Source organism: Streptomyces sp. GQFP, assembly GCF_021545335.1.
Taxonomy (GTDB): domain Bacteria; phylum Actinomycetota; class Actinomycetes; order Streptomycetales; family Streptomycetaceae; genus Streptomyces.
Genome location: NZ_CP089312.1, coordinates 5,798,540 through 5,825,444, shown reverse-complemented (window position 1 = coordinate 5,825,444; position 26,905 = coordinate 5,798,540). Strand labels below are relative to the sequence as shown.

The 26,905-nt window shown below is 69.1% G+C and carries 25 protein-coding genes and 2 pseudogenes; 7 read left to right on the top strand and 20 right to left on the bottom strand.

Annotation, left to right across the window (positions count from 1 at the left end; translation table 11 throughout):
- The gene (locus LUX31_RS26070; protein WP_235477528.1) at positions 1-1,335 is read right to left on the bottom strand and encodes an MFS transporter; all 1,335 of its coding nucleotides are present in this window, start codon (positions 1,333-1,335) and stop codon (positions 1-3) included.
- A 71-nt stretch (positions 1,336-1,406) separates the two neighbouring features.
- On the opposite strand from LUX31_RS26070, the gene LUX31_RS26065 reads away from it, so the two are divergent.
- Positions 1,407-2,483 (top strand): GlxA family transcriptional regulator, encoded by a 1,077-nt coding sequence (locus LUX31_RS26065; RefSeq protein WP_235477526.1) that lies wholly within the window; start codon positions 1,407-1,409, stop codon positions 2,481-2,483.
- On the opposite strand, the gene LUX31_RS26060 is transcribed toward LUX31_RS26065, so the two are convergent.
- From LUX31_RS26060 to LUX31_RS26045, 4 genes are all read right to left on the bottom strand, one after another.
- Positions 2,382-3,713 (bottom strand): MFS transporter, encoded by a 1,332-nt coding sequence (locus tag LUX31_RS26060; protein ID WP_235477522.1) that lies wholly within the window; start codon positions 3,711-3,713, stop codon positions 2,382-2,384. The two genes, LUX31_RS26065 and LUX31_RS26060, sit on opposite strands and share 102 nt — an antisense overlap.
- A gap of 140 nt (positions 3,714-3,853) precedes the next feature.
- Positions 3,854-4,903, bottom strand: a complete 1,050-nt coding sequence (locus tag LUX31_RS26055; RefSeq protein WP_235477521.1) for a Zn-dependent alcohol dehydrogenase — start codon at positions 4,901-4,903, stop codon at positions 3,854-3,856.
- Entirely contained in the window at positions 4,903-6,084 is a 1,182-nt protein-coding gene (locus LUX31_RS26050) for an acyl-CoA dehydrogenase family protein (RefSeq protein WP_235480053.1), read from the bottom strand. The genes LUX31_RS26055 and LUX31_RS26050 overlap by 1 nt, the downstream gene beginning before the upstream one ends.
- A gap of 106 nt (positions 6,085-6,190) precedes the next feature.
- Entirely contained in the window at positions 6,191-7,105 is a 915-nt protein-coding gene (locus LUX31_RS26045) for an SDR family oxidoreductase (RefSeq protein ID WP_235477520.1), read from the bottom strand.
- 88 nt (positions 7,106-7,193) lie between these two features.
- Between LUX31_RS26045 and LUX31_RS26040 the strand changes: the two genes are divergently transcribed.
- Positions 7,194-8,129 carry a cyclase family protein gene (locus LUX31_RS26040; RefSeq protein ID WP_235477518.1) on the top strand — a complete coding sequence of 312 codons (936 nt, stop codon included), beginning with the start codon at positions 7,194-7,196 and terminating at the stop codon, positions 8,127-8,129.
- Between the two features lie 375 nt (positions 8,130-8,504).
- Here LUX31_RS26040 and LUX31_RS26035 read toward each other — a convergent pair whose 3' ends face one another.
- The 4 genes from LUX31_RS26035 to LUX31_RS26020 form a co-directional block, all read right to left on the bottom strand.
- Entirely contained in the window at positions 8,505-9,062 is a 558-nt protein-coding gene (locus LUX31_RS26035; protein ID WP_235477516.1) for an ATP-binding protein, read from the bottom strand.
- Positions 9,063-9,598: 536 nt separating this feature from the next.
- The gene (locus LUX31_RS26030; RefSeq protein ID WP_235477514.1) at positions 9,599-10,501 is read right to left on the bottom strand and encodes an acyl-CoA dehydrogenase family protein; all 903 of its coding nucleotides are present in this window, start codon (positions 10,499-10,501) and stop codon (positions 9,599-9,601) included.
- An 8-nt stretch (positions 10,502-10,509) separates the two neighbouring features.
- The gene (locus LUX31_RS26025) at positions 10,510-11,640 is read right to left on the bottom strand and encodes an acyl-CoA dehydrogenase family protein (RefSeq protein ID WP_235477506.1); all 1,131 of its coding nucleotides are present in this window, start codon (positions 11,638-11,640) and stop codon (positions 10,510-10,512) included.
- Positions 11,640-12,833, bottom strand: a complete 1,194-nt coding sequence (locus LUX31_RS26020; RefSeq protein ID WP_235477504.1) for an amidohydrolase family protein — start codon at positions 12,831-12,833, stop codon at positions 11,640-11,642. The genes LUX31_RS26025 and LUX31_RS26020 overlap by 1 nt, the downstream gene beginning before the upstream one ends.
- 169 nt (positions 12,834-13,002) lie before the next feature.
- Between LUX31_RS26020 and LUX31_RS26015 the strand changes: the two genes are divergently transcribed.
- Complete coding sequence (locus LUX31_RS26015; RefSeq protein ID WP_235477502.1) at positions 13,003-14,550, top strand: class I adenylate-forming enzyme family protein; 1,548 nt, start codon at positions 13,003-13,005, stop codon at positions 14,548-14,550.
- Here LUX31_RS26015 and LUX31_RS26010 read toward each other — a convergent pair.
- Both LUX31_RS26010 and LUX31_RS26005 read right to left on the bottom strand, forming a co-directional pair.
- The gene (locus tag LUX31_RS26010) at positions 14,502-15,041 is read right to left on the bottom strand and encodes an EF-hand domain-containing protein (RefSeq protein WP_235477497.1); all 540 of its coding nucleotides are present in this window, start codon (positions 15,039-15,041) and stop codon (positions 14,502-14,504) included. The genes LUX31_RS26015 and LUX31_RS26010 overlap by 49 nt on opposite strands.
- A 211-nt stretch (positions 15,042-15,252) precedes the next feature.
- Entirely contained in the window at positions 15,253-15,654 is a 402-nt protein-coding gene (locus LUX31_RS26005; protein WP_235477494.1) for an STAS domain-containing protein, read from the bottom strand.
- 388 nt (positions 15,655-16,042) lie between these two features.
- Between LUX31_RS26005 and LUX31_RS26000 the strand changes: the two genes are divergently transcribed.
- A complete protein-coding gene (locus LUX31_RS26000) occupies positions 16,043-16,645 on the top strand; it encodes a sigma-70 family RNA polymerase sigma factor (RefSeq protein WP_235477491.1) in 603 nt (200 codons plus the stop codon).
- Entirely contained in the window at positions 16,642-17,964 is a 1,323-nt protein-coding gene (locus LUX31_RS25995; protein WP_235477490.1) for a zf-HC2 domain-containing protein, read from the top strand. The genes LUX31_RS26000 and LUX31_RS25995 overlap by 4 nt, the downstream gene beginning before the upstream one ends.
- Before the next feature lie 94 nt (positions 17,965-18,058).
- On the opposite strand, the gene LUX31_RS25990 is transcribed toward LUX31_RS25995, so the two are convergent.
- The 5 genes and pseudogenes from LUX31_RS25990 to LUX31_RS25970 form a co-directional block, all read right to left on the bottom strand.
- The gene (locus LUX31_RS25990) at positions 18,059-19,315 is read right to left on the bottom strand and encodes a glycoside hydrolase family 16 protein (RefSeq protein WP_235477489.1); all 1,257 of its coding nucleotides are present in this window, start codon (positions 19,313-19,315) and stop codon (positions 18,059-18,061) included.
- 217 nt (positions 19,316-19,532) lie between these two features.
- Positions 19,533-19,781, bottom strand: a complete 249-nt coding sequence (locus tag LUX31_RS25985; protein WP_235477488.1) for a hypothetical protein — start codon at positions 19,779-19,781, stop codon at positions 19,533-19,535.
- Complete coding sequence (locus LUX31_RS25980; protein ID WP_235477487.1) at positions 19,778-19,993, bottom strand: hypothetical protein; 216 nt, start codon at positions 19,991-19,993, stop codon at positions 19,778-19,780. Before LUX31_RS25980 ends, LUX31_RS25985 begins: the two co-directional genes overlap by 4 nt.
- 210 nt (positions 19,994-20,203) lie before the next feature.
- Positions 20,204-20,599 (bottom strand): annotated as a pseudogene (locus LUX31_RS25975) (NUDIX hydrolase); the annotation flags it as partial.
- A 169-nt stretch (positions 20,600-20,768) separates the two neighbouring features.
- Positions 20,769-21,889: pseudogene (locus LUX31_RS25970) on the bottom strand (adenosylhomocysteinase).
- 246 nt (positions 21,890-22,135) lie between these two features.
- Here LUX31_RS25970 and LUX31_RS25965 point away from each other — a divergent pair.
- On the top strand, positions 22,136-22,942 hold the full coding sequence (locus LUX31_RS25965) for a GntR family transcriptional regulator (protein ID WP_235477485.1): 807 nt from the start codon (positions 22,136-22,138) through the stop codon (positions 22,940-22,942).
- Positions 22,939-23,607, top strand: a complete 669-nt coding sequence (locus LUX31_RS25960; RefSeq protein ID WP_235477482.1) for a YdcF family protein — start codon at positions 22,939-22,941, stop codon at positions 23,605-23,607. The genes LUX31_RS25965 and LUX31_RS25960 overlap by 4 nt, the downstream gene beginning before the upstream one ends.
- 65 nt (positions 23,608-23,672) lie before the next feature.
- On the opposite strand, the gene LUX31_RS25955 is transcribed toward LUX31_RS25960, so the two are convergent.
- From LUX31_RS25955 to purU, 4 genes are all read right to left on the bottom strand, one after another.
- A complete protein-coding gene (locus LUX31_RS25955; protein ID WP_235477480.1) occupies positions 23,673-24,236 on the bottom strand; it encodes a dihydrofolate reductase family protein in 564 nt (187 codons plus the stop codon).
- Positions 24,237-24,293: 57 nt separating this feature from the next.
- Positions 24,294-24,878, bottom strand: coding sequence for a dihydrofolate reductase family protein (locus tag LUX31_RS25950; protein ID WP_235477477.1), 585 nt, complete (start codon positions 24,876-24,878; stop codon positions 24,294-24,296).
- A gap of 73 nt (positions 24,879-24,951) precedes the next feature.
- Complete coding sequence (locus tag LUX31_RS25945) at positions 24,952-25,905, bottom strand: endonuclease/exonuclease/phosphatase family protein (RefSeq protein ID WP_443046073.1); 954 nt, start codon at positions 25,903-25,905, stop codon at positions 24,952-24,954.
- Between the two features lie 94 nt (positions 25,906-25,999).
- Positions 26,000-26,905: a formyltetrahydrofolate deformylase gene (gene purU, locus LUX31_RS25940; protein WP_235477475.1), complete on the bottom strand. Its 906-nt coding sequence runs from the start codon at positions 26,903-26,905 to the stop codon at positions 26,000-26,002.

The window sequence follows — 26,905 nt, the reverse complement described above, 5'->3', positions numbered from 1 at the left end:
TCAGGCCAGGGCTCCCACCACCCCGGCCGACCCACGCCGCCGTATCACCAACGCCATCAACGCCGCCGCCGCACACAACGCCCCCGACGCATACCAAACAACGTCGTACGACCCGAAGACATCCCGCGCCATCCCCCCGAGGAACGCCACCAACGCCGCCCCCACCTGGTGGGAGGCGAGAACCCAGCCGAAGACGATCGCGCTGTCGTCGCCGTAGTGCTCGCGGCACAGGGCGATGGTGGGCGGGACCGTGGCGACCCAGTCGAGGCCGTAGAAGACGATGAAGAAGATCATCGGAGGGTGGATCGAGGGCGCCAGCAGCATCGGGAGGAAGAGGAGCGAGACGCCGCGCAGCGCGTAGTACACCGCCAGTAGGCGGCGCGGTTCGTAGCGGTCGGTGAACCAGCCGGAGGCTATCGTGCCGACCACGTCGAAGACCCCGATGACCGCCAGCAGGGAGGCGGCTGCCGTTATCGGCATGCCGTGGTCGTGGGCCGCCGGTACGAAGTGGGTCTGGATCAGGCCGTTCGTCGAGGCCCCGCAGATCGCGAAGGTGCCCGCCAGGAGCCAGAACGGGCCCGTGCGCATCGCCGAGAGGAGGACCTTCACCGTGCGGCGCGCCGCGCCCTGCACCGGGGCCGGCTTTGGTACGAACTCCCGCGCCCCGTACGGCTTCAAGCCCACGTCCGCCGGATGGTCGCGCAGCAGCAGCCAGACGAAGGGGATGACCGTCAGAGCCGCCAGGGACACCGTGACCGCCGCCGGGCGCCAGTCGTACGTCTCGATGATCCACGACAGCAGCGGCAGGAAGATCAGCTGGCCGGAGGCCGAGGCGGCCGTGAGGATGCCCGTCACCAGGCCCCGGCGCTCGGTGAACCAGCGGTTGGTGACCGTCGCCGTGAAGGCCAGCGCCATCGAACCGGCGCCCAGACCGACCAACATGCCCCAGCACAGCATCAGTTGCCAGGCCGCCGTCATCCACACGGTCAGGCCCGAGCCCAGCGCGATGACCGCGAGGGCGACCGCTACGACCCGCCGGATGCCGAACCGGTCCATCAGAGCGGCGGCGAACGGCGCCGTCAGCCCGTACAGCGCCAGGTTGATGGAGACGGCGGCCCCGATCGTGCCGCGCGACCAGTCGAACTCCTGGTGCAGCGGGTCGATGAGCAGGCCGGGCAGGGAGCGGAAGGCGGCGGCGCCGATGATCGTCACGAAGGCGACGGCGGCGACGAACCACGCCCTGTGGATGCGGAGACGCGGCGCTCGGCCGGGCTTTCGGAGATCACTGGCGGAATCAGCTGTACCGGCGGCGTCGGATGTCTCTGTCGTCGTCACGCCGTCAAGCTTCCGACCTGCGGACTCCCCGAACGAGTGGCCGGAGAGACAGCATTCGTTAGGATCGGGCCATGGCTATCGCCCCCATCGCCCCCATCACCTCCATCACCTCCCCCCGCCCGCAAGGGGACGCGGACTTCCGGCCCCACCGCGTCGTCGTCCTCGCCCTCGACGGTCTGCTCCCCTTCGAGTTGGGCATCCCGCACCGCATCTTCGGTCGCCCCAAGGACACCCTCGGCCGGTACCTGTACGAGGTCGTGACCTGCTCGATCCGCCCGCCGGGCCCCGTCGAGACCGACGCCGACTTCGCCATCCAGGTCGCCCACGGCCCGGAGGCCCTGGCCACCGCCGACACGGTGATCGTCCCGGCGTCGTACCAAATCGGCCCGGTCTTCGAGGAGGGCGTGCTGACCGACGAACTGGCCGCCGCCCTCGCCCACATCCGGCCCGGCACCCGGCTCGCCTCCATCTGCACCGGCGTGTACGTCCTCGCCGCCGCCGGTCACCTCGACGGCCGCCCGGCCACCACGCACTGGGCCGACGCCGAGCACTTCCAGCGGACCTTCCCGAAGATCGAGGTCGACGCGGACGTCCTGTTCATCGACGACGGCGACGTCCTGACCTCGGCCGGCGTCGCGGCCGGGCTCGACCTGTGCCTGCACATGGTGCGCCGCGACCACGGCGCCGCCGTCGCCAACGACGTGGCCCGCCGTACGGTCGTACCACCGCACCGCGACGGCGGGCAGGCCCAGTACATCCAACGCCCGGTACCGGCACCCCAGTTGGCCACCACGACTGCCGCCCGCGCCTGGGCCCTTGGCCGCCTCCACGAACCGCTCCAGCTGCGCGACATGGCCGAGCAGGAGTCGATGTCGGTACGGACGTTCACGCGCCGGTTCCGTGAGGAGGTCGGCGTCAGCCCCGGCCAGTGGCTCACCCAGCAGCGTGTGGAACGGGCCCGACACCTCCTGGAGTCCACCGACCTGTCCGTCGACCAGGTGGCCCGGGACGCGGGCTTCGGCACGGCCCAGTCGATGCGGCAGCACCTACAAGCGATCCTCAGCGTCACGCCGACCGCGTATCGCCGTACCTTCCGGTCCGGGGGCGTGGGGGCGGACGGGAGCGACCGGATCGGTGTCATGCGCTGAACCCGGCGCCGAACGGTCAGCCGGACGGTCACCGGAGCGCGTCTCGCCCCACCACCCGACGGCCGTCAGCACCAGCGTCAGGGCCACGCCTGCCAGGACGGCCGTGGACGGTGCCGTCACCTGGAGGAGGGCGCCCGCGAGCGAGCCCGCCGCCGCGTAACCCGCGCTGGCAGCCGCGTACATGACCGAGTACCCCGCGGCCAGCGCACTCGCCGGAAGCGCCTCGCGCAGGGACAGGTTGCGGGTGACCAGCGCGCCCGACTGGAGCATGCCGCCCAGGGCCAGCGCGGCGGCGACCCCGGCCGTGTGCGGTATCAGCGCGGCGGCGGTCACGCAGACCGACATACCGCCGATCAGCACCACGCTCCGGGTGCGCAGCCGTCCCGGCCAGGACCGGACGCCGTAGAGGAAGGCACCCAGCCCCGCGCCCACCGCCAGTCCCGTCAGTATCGGGCCGGACCAGCCGACGCCGATGCCGCGCTGTTCGAGAAGCGCGGGCAGGACGAGTTCGGCCAGGCCGAGCAGGGTGAGCCCGGCCGCACCCGTGACGTACACGGGCCAGGCGGCGACCAGGAGCCCGAGCAGCGAAGGCCCCCTCCCCCTCCCCCGCCCCTTCCCCTTCCCCTTGCCCTTGCCCTCCGTCCGGTGTTCGTCCGGCGCCGCCCAGCCCGCCGGAAGCAGCCACAGGCCCACGATCGACGACGCCATCAGGGCAGCGGCGAGGAGCAGCGGGACGCGCGGTGCCACGCCCAGCGCGAGGCCGGTGACGGCGGCCGGGGAGACGGCCCATATGCCCGAGTTCAGCATGGACTCGGTGGACAGCGCCTGCGTCACGGCACGCGCCGGGACCAGGGTCGTGAGCATCGCGCGCAGCCCGCCGGCGACCGCGGCCGGAGCGCCACCGGCCAGGAACGCGAACGCGGCGAGGACCACGGGATGCGCCCCCGGCAACACCCCGAGCCCCACGAATCCGGCGGTCCCGGCCGCGAGTGCCACGGCAAGCTGAGGACGGGCCCGGTCGGGACGCAGCCGCAGGCCGACGACCGGAGCGCCGATCATCTCCCCGATCACGAACGCGGCGGCGAGCGCCGCACCCAGCGCATAGCCACCCGGGCGTTCGCGCACCAGGAACACCAGAGCCAGCGGAGCCATGGCCACCGGCACACGCGCGCCAACAGAGGTGCAGGCCCAGATCAGGATCTGCTTCGAGGCGACGTCGCGATAGCTCATGGGCCGAAGGTAGAGGTCGGGACCGACAACGCCCCAGGGGATTTCCGGCGCCTGTGGACAACTCCTGGCATGCCCCACTCAGAAAGCGATCCCGACACCCAAGGAGTCATCCCCCGAGTCAGCAGGTGATCCCCCGCGCCTCAGAACGTCAGCACCCCCCGAGCCACCCGCCCCGCCTCCGCGTCCCCCACCGCCTTCTCGAAGTCCTCGACCGGATACGTCTCGGTCACCAACTCGTCGAGCAGCAGCCGCCCTTCGCGGTACAGCTCGGCGTACAGCGCGATGTCCCGCTGGGGCCGCGAGGACCCGTACCGGCAGCCCAGGATCGACTTGTCCAGGTACATCGACGAGACGAGGAAGGACGCCTCGGCGGTGGCGGGCGGTACGCCGAGCAGCACCGCCTGCCCGTGCCGGTCGAGCAGATCGATGGCCTGCCGGACCAGCTCCACCCGCCCCACGCACTCGAACACATGGTCGACACCCGGCGGCAGAACCTCCCGTACCCCCTCCGTGGACGTCAGGAAGTCGGTCGCGCCGAACCGCCGAGCCACCTCCTCCTTGGCCGGATTCGCGTCCACGGCGACGATCCGCAGGGCCCCAGCGATCCGCGCGCCCTGCAGAACGTTCAGCCCGACCCCACCCGTACCGATCACCACCACACTGTCCCCGCGGTCCACCTTGGCCCGGTTGAGCACGGCACCCACCCCGGTCAGCACCCCGCACCCGATGAGCGCGGCGGAGGTCATGGGAATGTCCTTCGGGATACGCACCGCCTGCACGGCCTTCACCACCGTCCGTTCCGCGAAGGCGGAGTTGGACGCGAACTGGAACACCGGCCGCCCGCCCCGGCTGAACGGCCGCCCGGGCCGCCCGATCGCCTGCCGGCACATGGTCGGCCGCCCCCGGTCGCACTCCGCGCACGCACCGCAGTTGGCGAGCGTCGACAGGGCCACGTGGTCCCCGGATACGACATGCGTGACCCCGTCCCCAACGGCCTCCACCACCCCCGCCCCCTCGTGCCCGAGCACGACAGGAACGGGAAAGGGGATGGTCCCGTCCACGACGGAGAGATCGCTGTGGCACAACCCGGCAGCCGCAACCGCGACCAGCACCTCCCCGGCCCCCGGCCCCCGCACCTCCAGATCGTCGACGACCTGGACCTGCTTCCCGTCGAACAGCACCCCGCGCATCAGCCAACCCCCTTGATTCCCTTGGATTCCCTGGATTCCCTGGATTCCCTGGGCAGACCGAGCACGCGCTCGGCGATGATCGTGCGCTGGATCTGATCGGAGCCGCCGTAGATCGTGTCGGCCCGGGAGAACATGAACAGGTGCTGCGCGGCGTCGAGTTCGTACGGCGCCCCAGCCGACCAGTCCACCGGCCCCACCCCACCAGCCGCCCCCCGCACCAGCATCGCCAGCTCCCCCAGCCGCTGATGCCACCCGCCCCACAACAGCTTGGCCACGCTCGCCGCGCCGCCGACATCCGCCGAACCCCCCAACGTCCGCAGGGCGTTCCACCGCATCACCCGCAACTCGGCCCACTGCCGCACGAGTCGCTCCCGTACGACGGGATCCGCCACCGCGCCACTGTCGACGGCGGCCCGCACAACGCGCCCCAACTCCCCGGCGAACCCGATCTGTTGGGCCAGTGTCGACACCCCCCGCTCGAACCCGAGCAGACTCATGGCGACGCCCCAGCCACCCCCCTCGCCCCCGACAACATGCTCCGCCCGCGCACACGCCCCGTCGAAGAAGACCTCGTTGAACTCACTGGTCCCGGTCATCTGCCGAATGGGCCGAACCTCGATCCGCCCCGGCTGATCCATGGGTACGAGCAGAAACGAAAGCCCGTGATGCCGACTCGACCCCGCCTCCGTACGGGCGAGCACGAAGCACCAATCGGCCTCATGGGCAAGGGAAGTCCAGATCTTCTGACCGGTGATCCGATACGTCCCGTCAGCGGCACGCTCGGCCTTCGTACTCACCCCGGCAAGGTCAGACCCCGCCCCAGGCTCGCTGTACCCCTGACACCACAGCTCCTCACCGGCGGCGATCGGCGGCAGAAACCGCGCCCGCTGCTCCTCGGTCCCATGCGCGAGAAGCGTGGGCGCGAGCAGATTCTCCCCAATGTGCCCGGACCGCACAGGCGCCCCAGACCGCGCGTATTCCTCAGCCCAGACAACCTGTTGGGTCAACCCAAGACTGCGATTCCCATACCCACCCTCCCCCCAGGAAAGCCCAATCCACCCGGCCTTCCCCAACACCCGTTCCCAGGCCCGCCGATCACCGGCCTCATCAACATGCGCACAGAGCCACCCCCGAGCTTCCCGACGGAACTCCTCATCAATGGCACTGAACCCAAACTCCACGAGGCTCCCCTCCAAACGCCGGACGCCGACACCCACCCAGGGGCGCGGGGAACTGCGCGATCAGCCACAACGCACCCGCACCCGCCAAACCACACGCACCCCCGAGCTACTGGGCGTTGGGCCGAGCCCCTTCCCGCGCCGCCTTCTCCATCCGCTCCAACTGCAAAAGCATCGGCATCGGATCCGCCCCCACAGACCCCGGCAAAAACTCCGCAATCCGCTCCGGCGTCCACCCGCCGGAGGCGTACGCCGCCCGCAACTCCCGAGGCTGCGCCCAAACCGCGATCTTCGGCCCAGCAACCGTGTACACCTGCCCAGTGATCCCCTGCTCCGCCGCGCGATCGGACAGCAGATAAACCACCAACGCAGCCACATCCTCCGGCTCCCCGATCTCCGCCAACTCCATAGGAACGTTGGCCGACATCCGCGTACGAGCAACCGGCGCAACCGCGTTCGCACTCACCCCGTACTTGTGCAAGCCAAGCGCAGCGCTCCGCACCAGCGAGATGATCCCGCCCTTGGCCGCGCTGTAGTTGGCCTGCGACACCGACCCCTGATGGTTGCCGCTGGTGAACCCGATCAGCGTCCCCGCCCGCTGCTGCCGCATCACCGCCGACGCCGCCCGGAACACCGTGAACGTGCCCTTGAGATGCGTGGCGACGACCGGATCCCACTCCTCCTCGGACATGTTGAACAGCATCCGCTCGCGCAGGATCCCGGCGACGCAGACCACACCGTCCAGTCGCCCGTACGACGACACCGCGACGTCAACGACCCGCTGACCGCCCGCCATCGTGGACACATCGTCGGCCACCGCGACGGCTTCCCCGCCCGCCGCCTCGATCTCCTTGACGACGCCCTCGGCGACCTCGCTGGCCGGGGACGCGCCGTCCATCGACACCCCGTAGTCGTTGACGACGACCCGCGCCCCCTCCGCCGCCGCACCCAACGCCACCGCCCGGCCGATCCCCCGCCCCGCGCCGGTCACGGCGATCACCTTGCCTGCCAAGAAGTTCCCCATGCCGACCCCTTCCCGCGGTTTCTGACGGACCGTTAGATTTTATGACCCGTCAGATATCCGGAGGCAAGCCCCGGGAGGGACCGGACTCATGTCATTGCCGGCCGAGTTCCACGCCATCGCCAAACGCGTGAACAACTGGGGGCGTTGGGGGGAAGCCGACGAGCTCGGCACCCTCAACCTCATCACCGACCAGGTCGTCCGAGAGGCCGCCGCGACCGTCCGTACCGGACACCGAATCCCCCTCGCCCTCCCTCTACAGCAGGACGGCGTCCAGACCGGGGCGATTCCGGGCCGGCTGAACCCCGTACACGCGATGATCCAGATCAACCAGGAGCTGTTCGGGCCACCGGGCTCCGGAACAGTCGCGACCAGCGACGACATCGTGACCCTGGGGCTCCAGGCGGGCACCCACTGGGATGCCCTCGCCCACGCCTCCCACTCGGGGAAGCTCTACAACGGCCGCCCGGCGAGCAGCATCACCGCCCATTCCGGCGCCGAGTTCGCCGGCGCCGACAAGGCGCCGCATGTCGTCTCGCGCGGGGTGCTGCTGGACGTGGCCCGCGCGCGGGGTGTCGACCGGCTCGACGGGGGGCACGCGGTCACCCCGGAGGACCTGGACGCGGCGGAGGAACTCGCCGGAACACGCGTACGAGCCGGTGACATCGTGCTCGTACGGACCGGGCAGATGCAGGTGTACCTGGCCGGCGACAAGCACGGGTACACGTACCCCTCGCCCGGACTGTCGATCCGTACGCCGGAGTGGTTCCACGCGCGGGACGTCTCGGCGGTCGCGAACGACACACTCACCTTTGAGATATTTCCGCCGGAGTCGGAGGATCTCTGGATGCCCGTACACGCGCTCGACCTGGTGGAGATGGGGATGCCACAGGGCCAGAACTGGAATCTCGAAAAGTTGTCCACAGCCTGTGGACAAGAGAACCGCTATGAGTTCCTGCTGTCGGCGACCCCAGAACCGTTCACGGGTGCCACGGGCAGCCCCGTCGCACCCGTAGCGATCCTCTAGCCCCCGCTGGCCGGCCGGCGGCGCGCCACTGCCCACCCCAAGTACGGCATCGCGCGCCGCCACCCGCCTTCGGCGTTCCCACCCCGCCCCCTTGCCCCTGAGGAGGCTGACGCCGAATCGCGATCCGCACTCGCCGAGGGCCCCCGTCACCGAAACCCTCGCCGTCCCCTCACGGCGAATCGCACTGAACACAAGCGTGTTCAAGTGGTCACGTCACGTCAACACCCGTTCGGGGATTTATCGCTTACGCCCTTTTTGCGACAACCGCGCACAGGGGCACACCCCGGCGCACCCCACCACACCCGGCCGGAAAACCGGGCATTTCTGCACCGATGCCCCGCCGAGCGCCGCATCAACAGGCCACGGACGCAGACGTCACACGGCTTCGTACGCCGCCATGCCCCCGTACGCGGAAGCGGTGACCGAAGTCGAAGCCGAAGCCGAAGTCCTAGTCACGGACGTGACTGAAGCCGTGGCCGCCACCGCGCTGCCACTGCCACCCCCATGCGGCGCCGGGGGAGCCGGACATCGGTCCAGCTCGCACCAGATGCGCTTGCCGACGCCCTCGGGACTCCACCCCCAGCGGTCGGCGAGCCCGTCGACCAGTTCCAGGCCGCGCCCGTTGGTCTCGTCGCCGTCGGCGTGCCGGGGCGCGGGCGGACAGGGGCTCAGGTCGGCGACCTCCAGCCGGACGAACCCGCCGGCCACCACCCCCTGTGGCGCGCCCTGGAAGGACAGCCGCAGCACGGCCGGACACCCGGTGTGCACCACCGCGTTGGTGACCAGCTCGGAGACAAGGAGGATCAGGGTCTCGGCCAGCGGCTCGTCGTCCGCGACCCCGGACCCGGCAAGCCGTGACCGCGCCCATCTCCGGGCCCGCCCCACCTCCGTGGGGTCGGGCCGGATCTCCAGCTGCACTTGAAGCACCTGCACCGCTCACACCATCCGAACCGGCGGACACATCGCCCCGCGCCGCACGAGGGCCACGATCGTAGCCATTTTCTGCATGCCCAGAACAACGGTTGGGCCAACGGCCAGATCAGGGATCACGGAACGTGAGTCCCTTACGAGAAAGCATGGTTGACGTACAGTCACCCCAACAAGCGCTTCGGGCATATTCCAACGCGAAGGAGTACGCCTGCGGCATACTGTGCGACGCTCGTCACGGGAAGTCGAACAAGCGGGCGCGGAACTCCGACCCGCCCCGCGAGCGGCGCGCACTGCCGGATCCGGGGCCGCCTCAGGGGCAACACCGTGATGGCTCGACCTCGGAACCGCTCGCATCTCACAGACGGTACCGGAGCGAACACACGACTCCGGGCCGTGACGAGTCCCGCGAAGGACACAACCCGGTATCGACGCTCAGTAACTGCCGCACACCTTCATCACACTTCCATTACGCCACGATCCATGACATGAATCCGGCCACCGTCGACCGACCCCAGCTCCGGCCCGGGTTCCGGGTCCCGTCACGACGCCTCGGCCAGTAACTCAGCGGCGAGCAACTCCTCACACTCCGTCACCGAACCGGGTCGCCGGGCCCGTGTCCAGGCCCGTTTCAGATACAGATGGACGTCCGATTCCCAGGTGAAGCCCATCCCTCCGTGTACCTGGAGGCAGTCGCGGGCTCCGCGCACGGCGGCCTCGTCGGCCAGCAGCCGCGCCGCCGCGATGTCCGCCGGTGTGGCAGTGACTGCGGCCGCGTACACCGCCGCCCGCGCCACCTCGACCCGCACCAGCATCCCGGCACACAGATGCTGCACCGCCTGGAAGGCCCCGATCGGCCGCCCGAACTGCTCACGGGTCCGAGCATGTTGCACGGCCAGCTCGCACACCCGAGCGGCGCTACCGAGCTGCTCGGCGGCGGTGAGGAGAGAGGTCAGGAGTACGTCCGTACCGCCACCGGCCGACGGGGAGTCCGGATCGGCGGCGACCCGGTGCAGCGGCGTGAGCGGATCCACCGACCGCACAGGTACCGCCCCTCCGGCATCCCCCTGTACGACATCGGCCGCCGCCAGCCACTCCACCACCCCGCCCCCGTCGACGACGGTCACGACCGTCTCCCCCGTCGCCGCGCCCGGCACGACGCCCGCCGCGAGATGGGTGGCGATCAGCGGCCCGGGCAAGAGCACGCGCCCCGCCTCCTCGAACGCCAACACCGCCTCGGGCAGCGCGAGTCCGACCCCGCCCGCCGCCTCCGGCAACCGCAGCGAGAAGAACCCGGCCTCCCCCAACTCCCGCCACAGCTCCCGGTCGAGGTCAGGTGCGCTTTCCGTGGCCGCCCTGAGCCGCTCGCGCCCGAAGCGCCCCGCCAGCAGCCCCCGTACGCCCTCCCGCAACGCCCGCTGATCTTCGGTGAGTTGGAACCGCATGTGCGAGGTCACCGCCCTTTCGGCAGCCCGAGAACGCGTTCGGCAAGGATGTTGTGCTGGATCTGGGAGGTGCCGGCGGCGATGGTGTAGGAGAGGGAGGACAACCGGTCGAGCACCCAGGGCCGTTCGAGATCGAGCGCCGCCCAGTCCCCCAGGACCTCCGCCGCCGCCTCGTACAACTCCTGCCGGGCGTGCGAGTACCGCAGCTTGAACACCGACCCGCCGACCCCGGGCACTCCCTCGCGCGCCTCGCTGACGTTCCACTGGGTCAGCCGCCACAGCGCCCGGAACTCGGCGTTCAGCCGCCCGAGTTGCCGCCGCAGTACGGGATCCTCCCAGCGCCCGTTCTCCCGTGCCGCCAGGGCGAGTTCACCCAGCACGCGACGGCAGGCGACCACATCCCCCACGAACGCCGTACCGCGCTCGAAGGACAGCGTCACCATGGTCACGCGCCAGCCGTCGTTCTCCTCGCCGACCCGGTTGGCGACGGGCACCCGGACCTCGTCGAGGAAGACCTCGGCGAACTCGTTCGACCCGGCGAGCGTGCGCAGCGGCCGTACGGTGATGCCCGGCGCGTCCATGGGCATGGCGAGCCAGGTGATACCGCGGTGCTTGGGCGCGTCGGGGTCGGTGCGCACCAACAGCTCGCACCAGTCGGCGACTTCGGCGTGCGAGGTCCAGATCTTGGAGCCGCTCACCACATAGTCGTCGCCGTCGCGCCACGCACGCGTGCGCAGCGCCGCGAGGTCCGAACCGGCGTCCGGCTCGCTGAACCCCTGGCACCAGAGCTCCTCACCGCGCAGCACGGCAGGCAGCCAACGCGCCTTCTGCTCCTCGCTCCCCTCGGCGGCGACGGTCGGCCCGGCGTGCAGCAACCCGACGAAGTTGGCGCCCACATAGGGCGCGCCGGCCTTCTCGGTCTCCTCCAGGAAGATCATCCGTACGGCGGGGTCGGCGCCCCAGTGGACCTCGCCGTACCCGGCGTCGTACAGCGTCCGCTGCCAGCCGAGGTCGTACGCGCGCCGTCCGGGCCAGTCGTCGGGCGAGGGCTTCGCGGGGACGGAGGGGAGCGCCTTCGCCAGCCACTCCCTCAACCGCGCCCGGAATTCCGCCTCTTGGGGGGTGTCGGAGAGGTCCACTACTTGTCCAGGTCGAGGCCGAGCATACGGATCGCGTTGCCGCGCATCAGCTTGTAGACGGTCTCGTCGTCGAGACCCTTCACATGGTCGAGGGCAACTTCCTTCGTGTGCGGGAAGGTTGAGTCGACGTGCGGGTAGTCGGTCTCGAAGGTGGCGTTGTCCCGGCCGACGACGTCGATCGAGGCGACGCCGTGCTTGTCACGGAAGAAGCAGCAGAAGATCTGCCGGTAGTAGTACGTCGACGGCGGCTCCGGGATCAGATCCCTGACCCCGCCCCACGCCCGGTGCTCCTCCCACACGTCGTCGGCGCGCTCCAGGGCGTACGGGATCCAGCCCATCTGCCCTTCGCTGTAGGCGAGTTTGAGCGCCGGGAACTTCACCAGCACACCGCTGAACAGGAAGTCCATCATCGACGCCATCGCGTTGTTGAAGCTCAGCGAGGCCTGTACGGCGGGTGGGGCGTCCGGGGAGGCGGCGGGCATCTGGCTGCTGCTGCCGATGTGCATGTTGACGACCGTCCCGGTCTCCTCGCACACCGCGAAGAAGGGGTCCCAGTAGCCGGAGTGGATCGACGGCAGCCCGAGGTGGGTCGGGATCTCCGAGAACGTCACGGCCCGTACCCCGCGTTCGGCGTTGCGCCGGATCTCCGCGACCGCCAACTCGACGTCCCACAGCGGGATCAGGCACAGCGGGATGAGCCGGCCGCCGCTGTCGCCGCACCACTCCTCCACCATCCAGTCGTTGTAGGCGCGCACGCAGGCCAGCGCGACCTCCTTGTCCTGGGCCTCGGCGAAGGTCTGCCCGCAGAAGCGGGGGAAGGTGGGGAAGCAGAGGGAGCCCTCGACGTGGTTGAGGTCCATGTCGGCGAGGCGGGCCTTGGGGTCCCAGCAGCCGCGGCGCATCTGTTCGCGGGTGATGCCGTCGAGGGTCATCTCGTCCCGGGAGAAGCCGACGGCCGCGATGATCCGCTTGTACGGGAACTGCAGGTCCTCGTACTGCCACCAGTCGGTGACCGGGCCCTCGGGGTCGGTCGTGATGCGGTATTTGCCGCCCACGTAGGCGAGTTCGCCGATTCCGGCGGTGAAGGGCTTCGGTCCCTTGTCGCGGTACTTGGCCGGCAGCCAGGTCTCGAAGAGGTGCGCGGGTTCGATCACGTGGTCGTCGACGCTGATGATGCGGGGCAGTTCGGTCATGGGTCCCCTCCGCCTGGCCAGTTGCCGGTGATTATCTGACGGACAATCATCTGACGGACCGTCAGCTACAAGCACCCCTAGAAGGTTAGTCCCGCTCCTATGGACCGACAAGGCATGAAGCCCTACGCTCCCCGCACGATCTGACTACTCGTCAGCTACTGGGGGCCATGTGAACGTCGTCGACACCGCACACGCCCTGGGTTCGGCCCGTACCCTCTGGGAACTGGTGGCCCGCCGCGCCGAACTCACCCCCGACCGGCCCGTCCTGCTCCAGGACGACCGCTCCCTCACCTTCGGCGAACTCCGCACCCGCTCCGAGCGGGTGGCGGCGGGCCTGTACGGCATGGGCGTACGCCCCGGCACGGTCGTCGCCTGGCAGCTGCCCACCCGTATCGAGACCGCCCTGCTCTCCTTCGCGCTCACCCGCCTCGGCGCCGTCCAGTCTCCGGTCATCCCCTTCTACCGGGACCGCGAAGTCGGCTTCGCGCTAAGGGAGTCGAAGGCGGAGTTCTTCGCGGTACCGGGCGTGTGGCGCGGCTTCGACCACACGGAGATGGCGCGGCGGCTCGGCGCGAAGGGGATCTTCCAGGCGTACGGGAGTGCCGAACTGCCGGACGGGGACCCGGCGTTGCTGCCGCCCCCGCCCGCCGACGGCACCTCCGTCCGCTGGATCTACTGGACCTCGGGAACGACCTCCGACCCCAAGGGCGTGCTCCACACGGACCGTTCACTCATCGCGGGCGGCTCCTGCCTCGCGCACGCGCTGCGGCTCAGCGAGTCCGACGTCGGCTCGATGGCCTTCCCGTACGCCCATATCGGAGGCCCCGACTACACGGTGATGCTGCTGCTGTACGGGTTCCCGGCGGTGATGTTCGAGCAGTTCGCGCTGCCGGACGCGCTGGAGGGGTACCGCAAGCACGGGGTGACGGTGGCCGGCGGGTCCACTGCCTTCTACTCCATGTTCCTCGCCGAGCAGCGCAAGCAGCCCGGGGTTCCGGTGATCCCGTCCCTGCGGCTGCTGGCGGGTGGCGGGGCGCCGAAGCCGCCGGAGGTCTACCACTCCGTCGTACGCGAGATGGGCGTGCAGCTCACGCACGGGTACGGGATGACCGAGGTGCCGATGATCACCATGGGGGCGCCGGACGACACGGTCGAGAACCTGGCGACGACGGAGGGGCGTCCGCCGGAGGGGATGGAGATCCGGGTGGTGGACGGCGAGGTGCGGCTGCGCGGGGAGGCCGTGTGCCGGGGGTACCTGGACCCCGCGCAGACCGCTGAGGCGTTCGACGCGGACGGCTTTCTGCGCACCGGTGACCTCGGATTCCTCACCGGGAGCGGGCACTTGGTGCTCACCGGGCGGCTCAAGGACGTCATCATCCGCAAGGGCGAGAACATCTCGGCGAAGGAGATCGAGGATCTGCTGCACACGCATCCGGGGGTGGGTGACGTGGCGGTGATCGGGCTGCCGGACGCGGAGCGCGGGGAGTTGGTGTGCACGGTCGTGGAACGAGCCGCGGAGGAGGGGGAGTTGACGCTGGCCGCGCTGACCGCGTATCTGCGGTCGGAAGGGCTGTCCGTGCACAAGCTGCCGGAGCGGCTGGAGGTGGTGGACGCCCTTCCGCGCAACGAGACCCTGCGGAAGGTGCTCAAGTACAAGCTGCGTGAACGCTACGCGGAGCCCTCGGCGCCCGTGTCCGAGTCGGGGACGGTGAAGTAGCGGGCGAACGCGTCGACGATCTCCGTCTCGGCGATCCGGCCGTCCGCGTCGGTGTCCAGGGTCGCGGCGGCCATGGCGGCGATGTCCTCGGGCACGCCGAGCGCCCTGAGGACGCGCACGGCGTCCCCGACGGTGGCCGCGCCGTCGCCGTCCAGGTCCGCGACGGCCAGGGCCGCGTGCAGGAACGGGCGGGCGATCTCGGCGAACCGGGCGGGGTTGTCGCGCAGCCGCTTCACGGCGCCGTTCACGAACTCGTCGCGGGTGATCCGCTGGTCGCCGTCCCGGTCCGCTATCCCCGCCATGCCCTGCCAGAATGCCTCGGCACCGCCGTAGAGTGCCTGGCCCTTGTCGGACCGGGCGGGGGTGCCGAACTCGGCGAGCAGCGCCTTGGCCGCCACGCTGAAGTCCTCGCGGTCGATGTAGCCGTTGCCGTCCTGGTCGAAGGTGGCGAACCGGGCTGCGATCTTCCGCCCGTACTCGGAGCTGACCATGTCTGTCGGGCCTGCCTTACGTCTGCGTTCTGCGGCTGCGACCTGCAGCCGCGTCGAGAGTCTTTCCCGCACGGAGCGTACGACGCGCAGGTGACATCCGGGACACGAAAACGACGCCTGTGCCAAGACTGGGGAAATTCCGCGACAACGGCGTCACGCGCGCGGGGCGCACGGAGGCAGGTCACGCGCGCGTGGGGCACATGGAGGTGGATCACACGTGGGTGGGCGCGGTGAGCGGGGCCGCCGTCTCGTCGGCGGCCGTGGTGAGGTCCGCGTAGACATCGAAGAGACGGCGGACGCCCAGCGCGCCGAGCACCCGGTTGACGTGGTGGGCGTGGGCGCTGTCCGCGATGCCCTGCGCGGGCAGGATCAGGCGCAGCCGCCCCTGGCAGGACCGCAGCAGCCGACGGGTGGCGATGAGAACACCGACCCCGCTGGAGTCGCAGAAGACGACCTCGGAGAGGTCGAGGACGATTCGGCGACGGCCGTCGGCCACCGCCGCGTGCACCCGCTGGCGCAGCTCCGGCGAGGTGACCAGGTCCATCTCTCCGGACACCTGAAGCACGGTCCAGCCGCCGCGCTCGCCGTCGGTCACTTTGAACGCCACCATCACGCCTCTCGTTCAACTCGTCCGACTTCGCGCGACAGATCCGTGTGCCAGATCCGTGCGACAGAAACGGAAGCCTTTCCTACGCTTCCTGTCGACGCGGCTGCCCAGCAGCAGTGCCACCAAACACCGCACATCTACTCGGCCAAGATCGCAAGAGACTTGCAAGCGGTTTGCAAGGGGCTTGTTTCGGTCACGCGCGATCCTGTTCGATCGAAATAGACGCTTATTACGTCAGTCTCGGTCGATCTCCGTCGGTTCTCTACCATCCAGAGCTCCTCGGAGGGCGCACAATGCCGCAAAGCGGAGTGGGCTGTCGGAGGGGCCGACTACATTCGAGGAGAGGGTGGGCAACCGCCGGACCTGGACAGTTTTTAGGGGGTGAGGGGACCGCATGGCGAAGAGGGACACACCGCCCCGCTGGGACCGCAAGATGCAGCAGCGGCTCGCGCGCGGGGAGGCCGCCGCACTCGGTGAGCTGTACGACCGGTTCGCCTCGCTCGTGCACGGCCTCGCCCACCGTGTCCTGGCCGACGAACAGGCCGCCGACCGCATCACCCACGAGGTCTTCGCCCACGTCTGGCAGCACCCCGACGCGTACGACCCCAAACAGGGCCCCCTGCGTTCCTGGGTGGCCACCCTGACCCACAGCCTCGCGGTTAAGCGCCTGCGCCAGACGGAGACAGCAGCACTGACCAACCCAGAGGCAACAGCCACCACCGGCTCGACGAGTTCCCTGGAGGAACTGGAACGCCGGGTCCGCCGGGCCTCCGTCGCCGCCCGCGCGGACTACATCGTCACGTCCATGCCGGCCCCGCTGCGCGCCGCCCTGGAGCTGGCGTACTTCGACCGCCGCGACTACCGCCAGACCGCTGTCGACCTGGGCGTCACGGAGGCCGAGGCCCGCCGCCGCCTCCGCCTGGGCCTCCAACTCCTGTCCACGGCCCACGACACCGGCACACCGGGGGCACCCCCCGAATACGGGGGTGCGGTGTGAGCGGCGCGGGCCACGAGGACGGGGACTGGAAGGGGTACGAGGGGCAGGGCCCCCAAGGCCCCCAAGGCCCCGACAACGACAAGGAACGGGACGCGAGCGCCGGCCCGCCCCGCATACCGACACCACGCTCCTCGGTGGAGGACACGGGCCACCCCCTGCCTGCCGTCCCCTCAGGACCCCCAGGACCCCCCGTACCCCTGATCCTGGAACACGACGTACTGAGGTCGCTGCTGGGGGCGTGGGCGCTGGCGGCGTGCGCACCGGAGGAGACGCTGGCGGTGGAGGACCACCTCGGGGAGTGCGGAGCCTGCGCGGACGAGGCAAGGCGCCTGCGAGAGGCGGTCGAACTGCTCCAACGCCCCGAGCCCCTCGACCTGGACCCGACCCTGCGCACCCGAGTCCTGGAAGGCTGCCTGGACCGGCGCCCGCCACGCATCCCGGTCCCGGAGTGGGCGACTCCGTACGACGCGGAGACCGCCCGCCTGGACGCCCTGCTCCAGGACTTCGGCGACGCGGAGTGGCACGCGCCCGTACGCCTGCGCTGGTTCGAGGGCGACGAGCAGACGACGCGCCGGACGACGGTCGCCGGGGTCATCGCGCATCTGCTGAGCGTGGACGGCCTGGTGGCGGTGGCACTGGGCCTGGACGACCCGGTGACGGGCGACCAGAAGACCCCGATGCCCCCGACTCCGGCGGGCCGCACGGAGGCGTACTGGCGGGCGTCGTACTTCCCCCCGACCCGTTCGGTCCGGATGCCATGGCGGGCGCAGAGCCACGGAATCATCCGGACGGTCTCCTTCGCGGGCGGCGGCGCGGGCAAGCTGCCGGTGCCGTACGGCGACTTCGAACTGCCGCTGCACGACGCGATGCTGGACCGCGCCTTCGAGTGCTGGGTCCACGCGGGCGACATCGCGGAAGCGGTGGACTACCCCTACGACCCTCCGGCCCCCCGCTACCTCCACGGCATGATCGACCTGGCGGCCCGCATGCTCCCGGAGGCCCTGGCAGCCCGCCGCCAAGCAGGCCTGGCGACCCCGAGCCGAACGACCCGCCACCTGGTCCCGGCGGGCGAACCCGGCCGCAGCCTCCGCCTGGAGATCGAGGGCTCCGGCGGCGGCGAATGGCTCATCCCCCTGGACTCCCCGGCCGCCCTCCCCTCAGCCGCCCACGAGGTCGCCCATGTGGCCCTGGACGGCGTGGAGTTCTGCCAACTGGCAGCGGGCCACGTGTCCCCGGAGGAAGCGGCGGCGGGACAGAACGGCGACAGGGAGGCGATCAGGGATGTGCTGTTCGCGGCGGCTTCGCTGAGTCGGATGTAGGGGACGCCGTCGCCCTGGTCAGGTGTGGTGGTTGGTGGTCGCGTGAGGTGGCTCGACGACGCCGACTCCGTTGCGGGCTGTCTTCAGGTCTGGGTCAGCCGATCGTCCACTTCTGGTTCGCGCCGCCCGAGCAGGTCCAGATCTGCAGCCGGGTGCCGTTGGCGGAGTTGTTGCCGGTCACGTCCAGGCATTTGTCGGCCTGCGGATTGACGATGTCGTTCGCCGAGCTGACGGCCCACCGCTGGGCGGCGGAACCGTTGCAGTCGTAGAGCTGGGTCGTGGTGCCGTCCGCGGTGGCGCCGCCGGTCACGTCCAGGCACTTGCCGAGCGCGCGGATCGTGCCGTCGGATCCCACGGTCCACTGCTGGGCGGCGGAGCCGTTGCAGTCGTAGAGCTGTACGGGGGTTCCGTTGGCGGAGTTCGCCCCGGTGACGTCCGCGCACTTGCCGGCCAGGCCCTTGATCGCCACGCCGGTGGCCGTGTCGCCGGTGGTCACCGACACCGAGTCCACCACCAGCTGGGCCGGGAAGGCCGTGGAGCTGTTGGGGTCGCCGGACCAGTAGCCGCCGACCGCGAGGTTGAGGATCAGGAAGAACGGCTTGTTGAAGGCCCAGGTGTTCCCGCCCACGTCGGCGGGCGTGCGCGTCTGATAGACGACGCCGTCGACCGACCACTTGATCGAGTTGGGCGCCCAGTCGACGGCGAAGGTGTGGAAGGCGTCCGCGAAGGCCTGGCCGTTCGAGAGCGTGTAGCCGGCGCCTATGCCGGCCGAGCCGGAGTAGCCGGGACCGTGGAGGGTGCCGTGGATCGTGGAGGGCTCGAAGCCGACGTTCTCCATGACGTCGATCTCACCCGAGTTGGGCCAGCCGACCGAGCCGATGTCGGTGCCGAGCATCCAGAACGCGGGCCACATGCCTTGCCCACGCGGGACCTTCATCCGGGCCTCGACATGGCCGTACTGCGCGCTGAACTTCCCTGAGGTGTTCATCCGGGCCGAGGTGTACTGACAAGTCCCGTACCAGCACTGGTAGTTGGCAGGGTTCTCCTTCTTGGCCGTGATCACCAGGTGGCCCTGGCCGTCCAGGGCCGCGTTGTTGGTACCGGACGTGTAGTACTGGCGCTCATGGTTGTTGACGTTGTCGCCGGTCTCCAGCGACCACTTCGAGGAGTTGACGGCACTGCCGACGGCACCGTCGAAGGTGTCGGAGAACGTCACCGCGGCGGCGGAGACATCCGATGGGTCCGCTGGATCCGCCGGAGCCGCATGCGCGGCGCCGGTCGCGGCGGACGCGACCAACACGGCGGACAAGGCGGCGAACAGGCATCTGCGAAGCAGGCGTGGGGAAGCCACGTCGCGGTCCTTCCATACGGCGGCCGAGCACACAGGTGAGCCGACCGGGGTGGGGGGTGAAGGCGTCGCCTGTTGATTTAAGGAGTGGGACAAGGCCGAGTCAATGCTTTGGTACGGACCAATTGCTGCAACCGAAAACCTCGGACGACCGGATTCCGATCCCCCGTACAAAGGTGTTCAGGGCCCCACGCTCAAGAGGTCGCCCTGTTCGGGCTGTTCAGATTCTCGTGGTGGTCGCACAGGGCCACGACGGAGCGGGCGAGCCGCTTGACGCGCTCGAACTCACCGGCCAGGCCCGCCCGTTCGATCTAATCAGCCGCCACAGGTCGCGGTGGAAGGCGTGCCCGAAGTGCTGCACGGTCTCGTACCGCGGCAACGCCGGTTCACCGAGAAACCGGACCGCCGTATCGCGCATCGCCGTGGTCTGTTCGACGTCCAGGATTTCGACCGACCGCTTCACCGTCATACCGCCGGACCCCCGTGCCGAAGCGTGTGCGCCAACCGCAGGGCCACGTCAGCGCGTACACGCCCGAGTTCCACGAGGCCGAGGGCGGGTGAGGCCGCGTCGACACCGAGAGACGGGAGCACGATGCCGAGCTGGTCGAGCGCCGCTCTCAGGGACTCCACGGCTGTGAGGGGATCGATGTCTTGCGAGCAGCGGCGTGGCGCATGCGCCACGCACTATGGGGATCCGGGCCCAGCCACAACTGCCCCGCTCGTGCGGACTCGTCCTCCACCGACTGGTGACGACCCCGTTCCAGCGTGGCGATCACCTTCCTGTGATGACCGAACGACAACCAGCGGCTGAACGTCTGAACGTGCACTCGTCGGCCGTCGGCCAGATCGCTCAGCGACCAGTACCGGGGTCCTGATCAGGGATTCCGCGACCTAGGGGTGTACGGCGGCTGCCATCACCCGGGAGCGCAGGGGCTCGGTCGTCAGCATGTCCGCGAACTGCCACGAGTAGTTCGTGACCTCTTCTTCCTGCAGCTCGACCGCGTCTGCGGTGGTTCGGAACAGGTACCGGAAGTCGAAGTGCAGGTGCTCCGGTTCATCCTTGGCGTCGTTGGCCGGGATCATGTGCACGTCGACATGAAGGGGCATGTCGTCGGCCGATTCGACCTGATCGCGACTGATGCCGGTCTCCTCGGCCAACTCGCGTAGAGCAGCGTCACGCAGGCTCTCGTCGTCGGCCTCGATGTGACCGCCGGGCAGCAACCACTTGCGCAGCGCTCGGTGTTCGATGGTGAGAACACGGCCGTCGGGGCGGACCAGGGCGGCGCCAGCGGTAACGTGTCCGCGAAACTCCTTGCGCGATGCGACCGCGTCGCCCGCCTGCTCGACGACCTTGCACAGGGTCGAAAGGGCGTCTTCCTCGCCGGGGTGGTCGGCGAGGTAAGTATCGACGGTGTCGCGCACATGCTGCGCGGTGATCGGCATGAGGCTGGTTCTCCTAGCGGTTGAAGTAGTTGAGCCAGGTTCCGGCGATGGTCGCGCGGTCCTCGGCGTCGACCTCATGCATACCGGGTCCGAGGTCCCCGTGAGCGAGGTTTCGGATGCCCGCGAGTATCTCGGCCTGCACGAGGTAGAGAACGGGCCCACGCTGGCACCGTGCAGGAAGTTGACGGCGTTGCCACCGTTGAGCAGGTAGAAGTAGTGGCCGGTCGTCTGGTATCGGGTGATGTGCTCCCCGCTCGGGGTCCGCTGGTACACGTCGGGAAGGCCGGCGAGGTCGAGTTCGTCCTCGCTGCTCGTGACCGTGGCGACGTAGGCACCATTCCGCAGAGCCGAGAAGTCCTCGCCCCGTAAGGACACAGCCCCCGTCGCGCAGAGAATCAGACCCGCCCCGTGCAGGGCCGTGTCGCGGTCCCTGGTGACAGTGAAGCCCTGCGAGAGAGCCTGTGTGCGGCGGACGGGGTCGATGTCGTGCACGGTGACCTGTACACCCTTGGCGTGCAGCAGCCGGGCGATGCTCGACCCGAGTTTGCCGAACCCGATCACGAGGGCCGGTCGGCCGTGCAGGATGTCACCACGGCTCCGCATGAGTGCCTCGGTCGAGAACACCACCGACTGACCCACGAGGAAGTCTTCGGGGTCCTTCAGCGGGGACCGGGCGACGGAGACCACCGGGCACGGCAGTTTCTCGGCGCCGGCATACCTCTTGTGCCCGTTCTCCGTGTCTTCGACCACCCCCAGGACGCGGCCCGAGAACCGCTCACACAGGGCATCGAGCGTCGGTGCGAAGTACCCGCCGACGTCGAGGAGGACGACAGCCTCACCGCTGGCACGCGACTCGATGTAGTCGACCGCCGTGCCGGGGTCCTCGAACAGCTCGCGCGACAGGGTGTCGCACTGGGTCGCCCTTTCGATCTCACGGCGGGCGGCTGCGTTGACCGACTTGGGCTTGGGCAGGACGGCCCGGAGGCGGGTGCTGGTGCCCACGGCCCGCGCGAACGAGGGGCGCTCGGGCAGGAGATGCGTGATCAGGAAGGCCGACGGCCTCTCCGTCGGGGCGAAGGCAGCCGCGATGCGGGCGAAGTACGAATCGAGACGTGCACGCTCGAACTGTTCCATGGGCTCACTTCCCTTGGTTGGGCGGTAAGGCTCGGGACTCCGGTGACGGCCCCTCCTCACCGAGAGGTGGTAGCCAGGCAGGGACTGAGGTGTCATGGCACGGCATTGAAGTAGCTCGAAGAGGAACCCCCTAAACTCGCTGTCCTAGGACTGTGAACCGCCTGAGGCGACTATGCATCGCAGTCCCAGTAACTGTCAACAGTCCTAGGACTGCGCTTGACTGAGAGGTATCGAAAGGAGTCCTACATGGCATCGAAGTGGCGTGAGCTGGCAGACAGGCTTGCGGAACAGATCAGGAACGGCGAGATCGAACCCGGCAAGCCATTGCCGCAGATCAGAGAGCAGGTCGAGGCCGGGGAAGGCTCCAAGTCCACCGTCCATCAGGCGTACAAGGCGCTCGAGGCGGAAGGCCTCGTGACCTCAACGCGCGGGCACGGCACGATGGTCCGCCCACGCACCCGACTCAAGCGACTCGGCATCGCGCGGTACGACAAAGTGAAGTGGCGTGACGGCGACGAAGTCGCGTTCATCGCGGACCGCGTGGCATCGGGGCGCACCTACAGGCGCAACGAGCAGACGCAGTCCGTGAGCCGCGTCCAAGCGAGCAGCCTTGTGGCGGAGGGGCTCGGCGTACACGTCGGCGCCGACGTGTACGCGCGCGCCCGGCTCGTGAAGGAGGGAACGCAGCCCACGCACACTCTGACCAGCTACTACCGGCCGGAACACGTCGAGGGAACACGCATCGTCGACCCGACTCCGGGGCCCGCCGGCCCTGGCGGCGGATACCGCGTCCTGTACGACGCGGGATACGAGGTCGACCACATGAAGGAGGCACTGTTCGCCCGCATCCCGACCGCAGACGAGACGAAGCTCCTACAGCTCCCCGTCGGCGAACCCGTGGTCGAACTTCACCGGACCACGTACACGGCGGATGGCACGGTGGTTGAGTTCGCGGTCGGTATCCACGCAGCGTCACGCTTTGCGTGGGAGTACGAGTTCAAGGTGCCCGACTCCGCCAACGACAACGGCAGCGAAAAGGAAGGCTCGGCGTGATCTCCGTACGAGATTGGGAAGACACCCAACTCCTGTGGGACTACCAGCAGATGCACCACGAACCGCGCCCGTGCTCGGTGGGCATCGGTCTCGGTAGTCACGATTTGGGAGTCGCGGACACCACCGTCGACCTGTACCGGCGCGGCATGATGCCCCTGATCGTCTTCACCGGGGCGACCAGTCGGACCACCGAGGGGCGCATGCCGCGCGGTGAAGCCGAGCACTACCGGGATCGCGCTCTCGAACTGGGTGTGCCGGCGGGCGTGATCCTCGTTGAGCCCCACGCTCGCAACACGGGTCAGAACATCACGCTGTCGCGCGCCCTACTCGAAGAACGCGGAGCCGACGTGTCGTCCGTACTGCTCGTCAGCAAGCCGTATGAGGAGCGTCGGGTGTACGCCACCGCCCGTAAGCTCTGGCCGGAAACCGAGTTCGTCAGTGCGTCGACCGCCATGACGCTCCCTGACTATGTCGGCTCCATCCAGGACGCACGCCTTGTGATCGACATGCTGGTCGGTTCACTGCAACGGCTGCTGATCTACCCAGCCCAGGGGTTCATGATCACGCAAGATGTACCGACCAAGGTAATTCGCGCATATGAGCGACTGGCCTCCCGTGGCTTCACGAGCCGACTCGTCCCTGAAGCCGCAGGGAGCACCTCCTGAGCAGGACGATTACAAAGTCGTGATGGCCGAGGGTCGTTCTCCCCACTGCCCGGCAGACAAGCCGGCTACCGCACCACCCGGTGCCGGAGATAAACGACCTTCGAGTTGTAAGTGCGCGTCTCGACCAGTTCGAGGTCCACCCGGCGCTCGTTCCGGGGGAAGTACGGAATGCCGCCGCCGATCAGGACCGGGTAGACCATGGTCCGGTACTCGTCGATCAGGCCTGCCGCGGACGCCTCGGCGGCGAGGGTCGCCCCGCCGATCGCGATCTCGCCCTCCCCCGGCTCGGCCCGCAACCGCTCGATCTCCTCCGCGAGGCCGCCCGAGAGCAGGCGGGCGTTTCCCTGCACCTCCGACAGCGTGGTCGAGAACACCACCTTCGGGAGCGGGTTCCAGAGCCCGGCCCACTCAAGCTCTGCCTCGCCGAGCGAAGGATCCTGGTCGGCGTTCTCCCAGTACAGCATCGTCTCGTACAGCCGTCGTCCCATAATGTGGACGTCGACGTCTCGGATCTCGTCGATCCAGAAGCGGAAGACGTCCGGGGCGGGCACCGTCCAGTCGATGCCGCCATCCGGGTCGACGATGTAGCCGTCAAGGGAAACGCTCATCGAATAGGTCACGCTGCGCATCAGAAGTCCTCCTCGGTAACTGGTTCGACAGTACGGTCGATGGTCGTTGACACAACCTCACTGAGCCAGATGCAGGGCAGGCCGGTAGACCAGTTCCTGGATGTGGCCGTCGAGCGTCCGGCTCTCGATCAGTTCGAGGTCGAAGTCGGCCGCGCCCTGGAAGATCGGGTCCAGGCCGGTCCGACCGGTGATCACCGGGAACAGCGTCACCTGGACGCGGTCCACCAGGCCCGCGGCCATCAGCGCCCGGTTCATCGACAGGCTGCCGTGTGAGCGCAACGGCACCTCGGACTCCTCCTTGAGCCGGGCTACGACGTCCACGGCATCCCCGCTCACGACGGTCGCGTCCGGCCAGTCGAGGGGTTCTTGCAGCGTGGTCGACACCACCGTCGCGGGGAGGTTCACCATCCGGGTGACCCAGGGGTCACGTACCTCGGACTCCTCGGTGCTTGCCGCCAGCATCCCCACGAACGCCCGATACGTATTGGCCCCGAAGACCATCCGCTGCTCCCCGCCGTACAGGGCGAGACGGTGGTCGAGCAGCTCGGGGCCCTGCTTGCCCCAGTAGCCGGTCCAGTCGCCGCCGGCGGCGCCGAAGCCGTCGAGGCTGGAGAAGACGTCGAAGGTGTAGGTCGCGGTCATGATGTTCTCCTCAAGCGCGCATAGCGTGTCGGAGATACAGACTGGCGCCCACCGTGAAACTCATCGCCGACCGTCAGGCGAGTCTGATGCCTGCGGCAATCGGCAGGTGGTCGCTTCCCGTGGCCGGCAGGGTGCGTACGTCGGTGACCGTCGCCGCACGCGCCATTACGTGGTCGATCCGGGAGACGGGGAACACCTCGGGCCAGCTGAACGCAAACCTCCCTGTCGACGACTCCATCCGCGACGTGACCGGGTCCAGTCCTCGATCGTCCAGCGTGCCGTTGAAGTCGCCCAGCAGGATCACCTTCGCCGTCTTCTCCGCGGCGAGGGCCTTGCCCAGCAGTCCCGCGCTCTCGTCCCGGTAGTCGGACGCGAAGCCCGTCGGCCCTATGCGGACCGAGGGCAGATGAGCCACGTATACGGCGATCTCGCCCCACGGCGTGCGTGCGCCCGCCCGCAGTCCGCGGTCCCAGCCCTCCCCGATCCCCTTCGGCCTGATGTCCAGCAGTCGTACGTCCGTCAGCGGGTACTTCGACCAGAGGCCGACCGTGCCTTCGACCGCGTGGTGGGGGTAGGCGGGGGCCAGGGTCTTCTCGTAGAGCGGCAGCGCGGACGGTGTCAGCTCCTCCAGCGCGATCAGCTCCGGGCCGGCCTCCATCAGCGCTTTCGCCGTGGCCGCCGGATCGGGGTTCTCGTCGCTGACGTTGTGCTGGATCGCCGTGATGTCAGCCTCCTCACCCGCCCGAGGGAAGAGGAGCCCGCCGAAGAGGTACGTCCAGACGACCGCCGGGAGCAACAGGGCCACCAGCGCCGTGGTCGAGCGGCGCAGCAGGGCCAGGAGCAGGAGCACGGGAACGGCAAGGCCCAGCCAAGGCAGGAACGCCTCCAGCAGGCTGCCCAGGTTGCCGACGGTGTTGGGTACGGCCGCGTGGAACGTCAGCAGGGCAGCGGTCAGTACGGCCAGCGACGCGAGCACCCGTCCGCGTGTCCAGGGCGACCGGCCCTTGGCGTCCTTGCCCCACCGCAACCACCGCAACCACCGCAACCGCCGCAACCACTGCGACCACTGCGACCACTGCGAGCACTCCGATCGCCGCAACCGCCGTAACCACCGCACCGGTTTACGCGAACACCACCGTCCGCCGCCCGTTGAGCAGGATCCGCCGCTCCGCATGCCATTTCACCGCCCGGGCCAGTGCCTGGCACTCCACATCGCGGCCGATGGCCACCAACTGGTCGGGCGTGACGTCGTGGGCGACCCGCTCGACCTCCTGCTCGATGATCGGGCCCTCGTCCAGGTCGGCGGTGACGTAGTGCGCCGTCGCACCGATCAGCTTCACGCCCCGCGCGTGTGCCTGGTGGTACGGCTTCGCGCCCTTGAAGCTCGGGAGGAAGGAGTGGTGGATGTTGATGATCCGGCCGTTCAGGTGCTTGCACAGGTCGTCCGACAGGACCTGCATGTAGCGGGCCAGGACGACCAGCTCCACGTTCTCCGTGCGTACGAGGTCCAGCAGGCGCGCTTCCGCCTCCGCCTTCGTGTCCTTGGTCACCGGGATGTGGACGAAGGGGACGTCGTACGAGGCGACCAGTTCGGTGAAGTCCGTGTGGTTGGAGACGACCGCCGCGATGTCCACCGGCAGCGCGCCGATACGGGCGCGGAAGAGGAGGTCGTTCAGGCAGTGGCCGAACTTGCTGACCATCAGGACGACCCGCATACGGTCCTCGGCGCGGTGGATCTGCCACTCCATGTGGAAGGCGTCACCGATCGCCGCGAAGCTCGCCCGCAGCTTCTCCACCGACACCGGCGCCTCCGCCGAGAAGTGGACGCGCATGAAGAACAGTCCCGTGTCGTGGTCGCCGAACTGCTGGCTGTCCTCGATGTTGCAGCCGGTCATGAAGAGATAGCTCGACACGGCGTGCACGATGCCCTGCTTGTCGGGGCAGGAGAGGGTGAGGACGTACTGCTCTGCGGACTTCGTACCGGGCTTCTCGGCGGGGGCCGTCGCCTGGCTGGACTGCTCGTTCAT

Excerpts from the sequence above, each read along its gene's own strand:
- LUX31_RS26065 (WP_235477526.1), top strand. The coding sequence starts at position 1,407 with ATGGCTATCGCCCCCATCGCCCCCATCACCTCCATCACCTCCCCCCGC.
- LUX31_RS25985 (WP_235477488.1), bottom strand. The coding sequence starts at position 19,781 with ATGACGGTGAAGCGGTCGGTCGAAATCCTGGACGTCGAACAGACCACG.
- LUX31_RS25950 (WP_235477477.1), bottom strand. The coding sequence starts at position 24,878 with ATGACCGCGACCTACACCTTCGACGTCTTCTCCAGCCTCGACGGCTTC.
- LUX31_RS26000 (WP_235477491.1), top strand. The coding sequence starts at position 16,043 with ATGGCGAAGAGGGACACACCGCCCCGCTGGGACCGCAAGATGCAGCAG.
- LUX31_RS26060 (WP_235477522.1), bottom strand. The coding sequence starts at position 3,713 with ATGAGCTATCGCGACGTCGCCTCGAAGCAGATCCTGATCTGGGCCTGC.
- LUX31_RS26045 (WP_235477520.1), bottom strand. The coding sequence starts at position 7,105 with ATGGGGAACTTCTTGGCAGGCAAGGTGATCGCCGTGACCGGCGCGGGG.
- LUX31_RS26055 (WP_235477521.1), bottom strand. The coding sequence starts at position 4,903 with ATGCGCGGGGTGCTGTTCGACGGGAAGCAGGTCCAGGTCGTCGACGAT.
- LUX31_RS25955 (WP_235477480.1), bottom strand. The coding sequence starts at position 24,236 with ATGCGCAGCGTGACCTATTCGATGAGCGTTTCCCTTGACGGCTACATC.
- LUX31_RS26020 (WP_235477504.1), bottom strand. The coding sequence starts at position 12,833 with ATGACCGAACTGCCCCGCATCATCAGCGTCGACGACCACGTGATCGAA.
- LUX31_RS26030 (WP_235477514.1), bottom strand. The coding sequence starts at position 10,501 with ATGCGGTTCCAACTCACCGAAGATCAGCGGGCGTTGCGGGAGGGCGTA.
- LUX31_RS26010 (WP_235477497.1), bottom strand. The coding sequence starts at position 15,041 with ATGGTCAGCTCCGAGTACGGGCGGAAGATCGCAGCCCGGTTCGCCACC.
- LUX31_RS25965 (WP_235477485.1), top strand. The coding sequence starts at position 22,136 with ATGGCATCGAAGTGGCGTGAGCTGGCAGACAGGCTTGCGGAACAGATC.
- purU (WP_235477475.1), bottom strand. The coding sequence starts at position 26,905 with ATGAACGAGCAGTCCAGCCAGGCGACGGCCCCCGCCGAGAAGCCCGGT.
- LUX31_RS26040 (WP_235477518.1), top strand. The coding sequence starts at position 7,194 with ATGTCATTGCCGGCCGAGTTCCACGCCATCGCCAAACGCGTGAACAAC.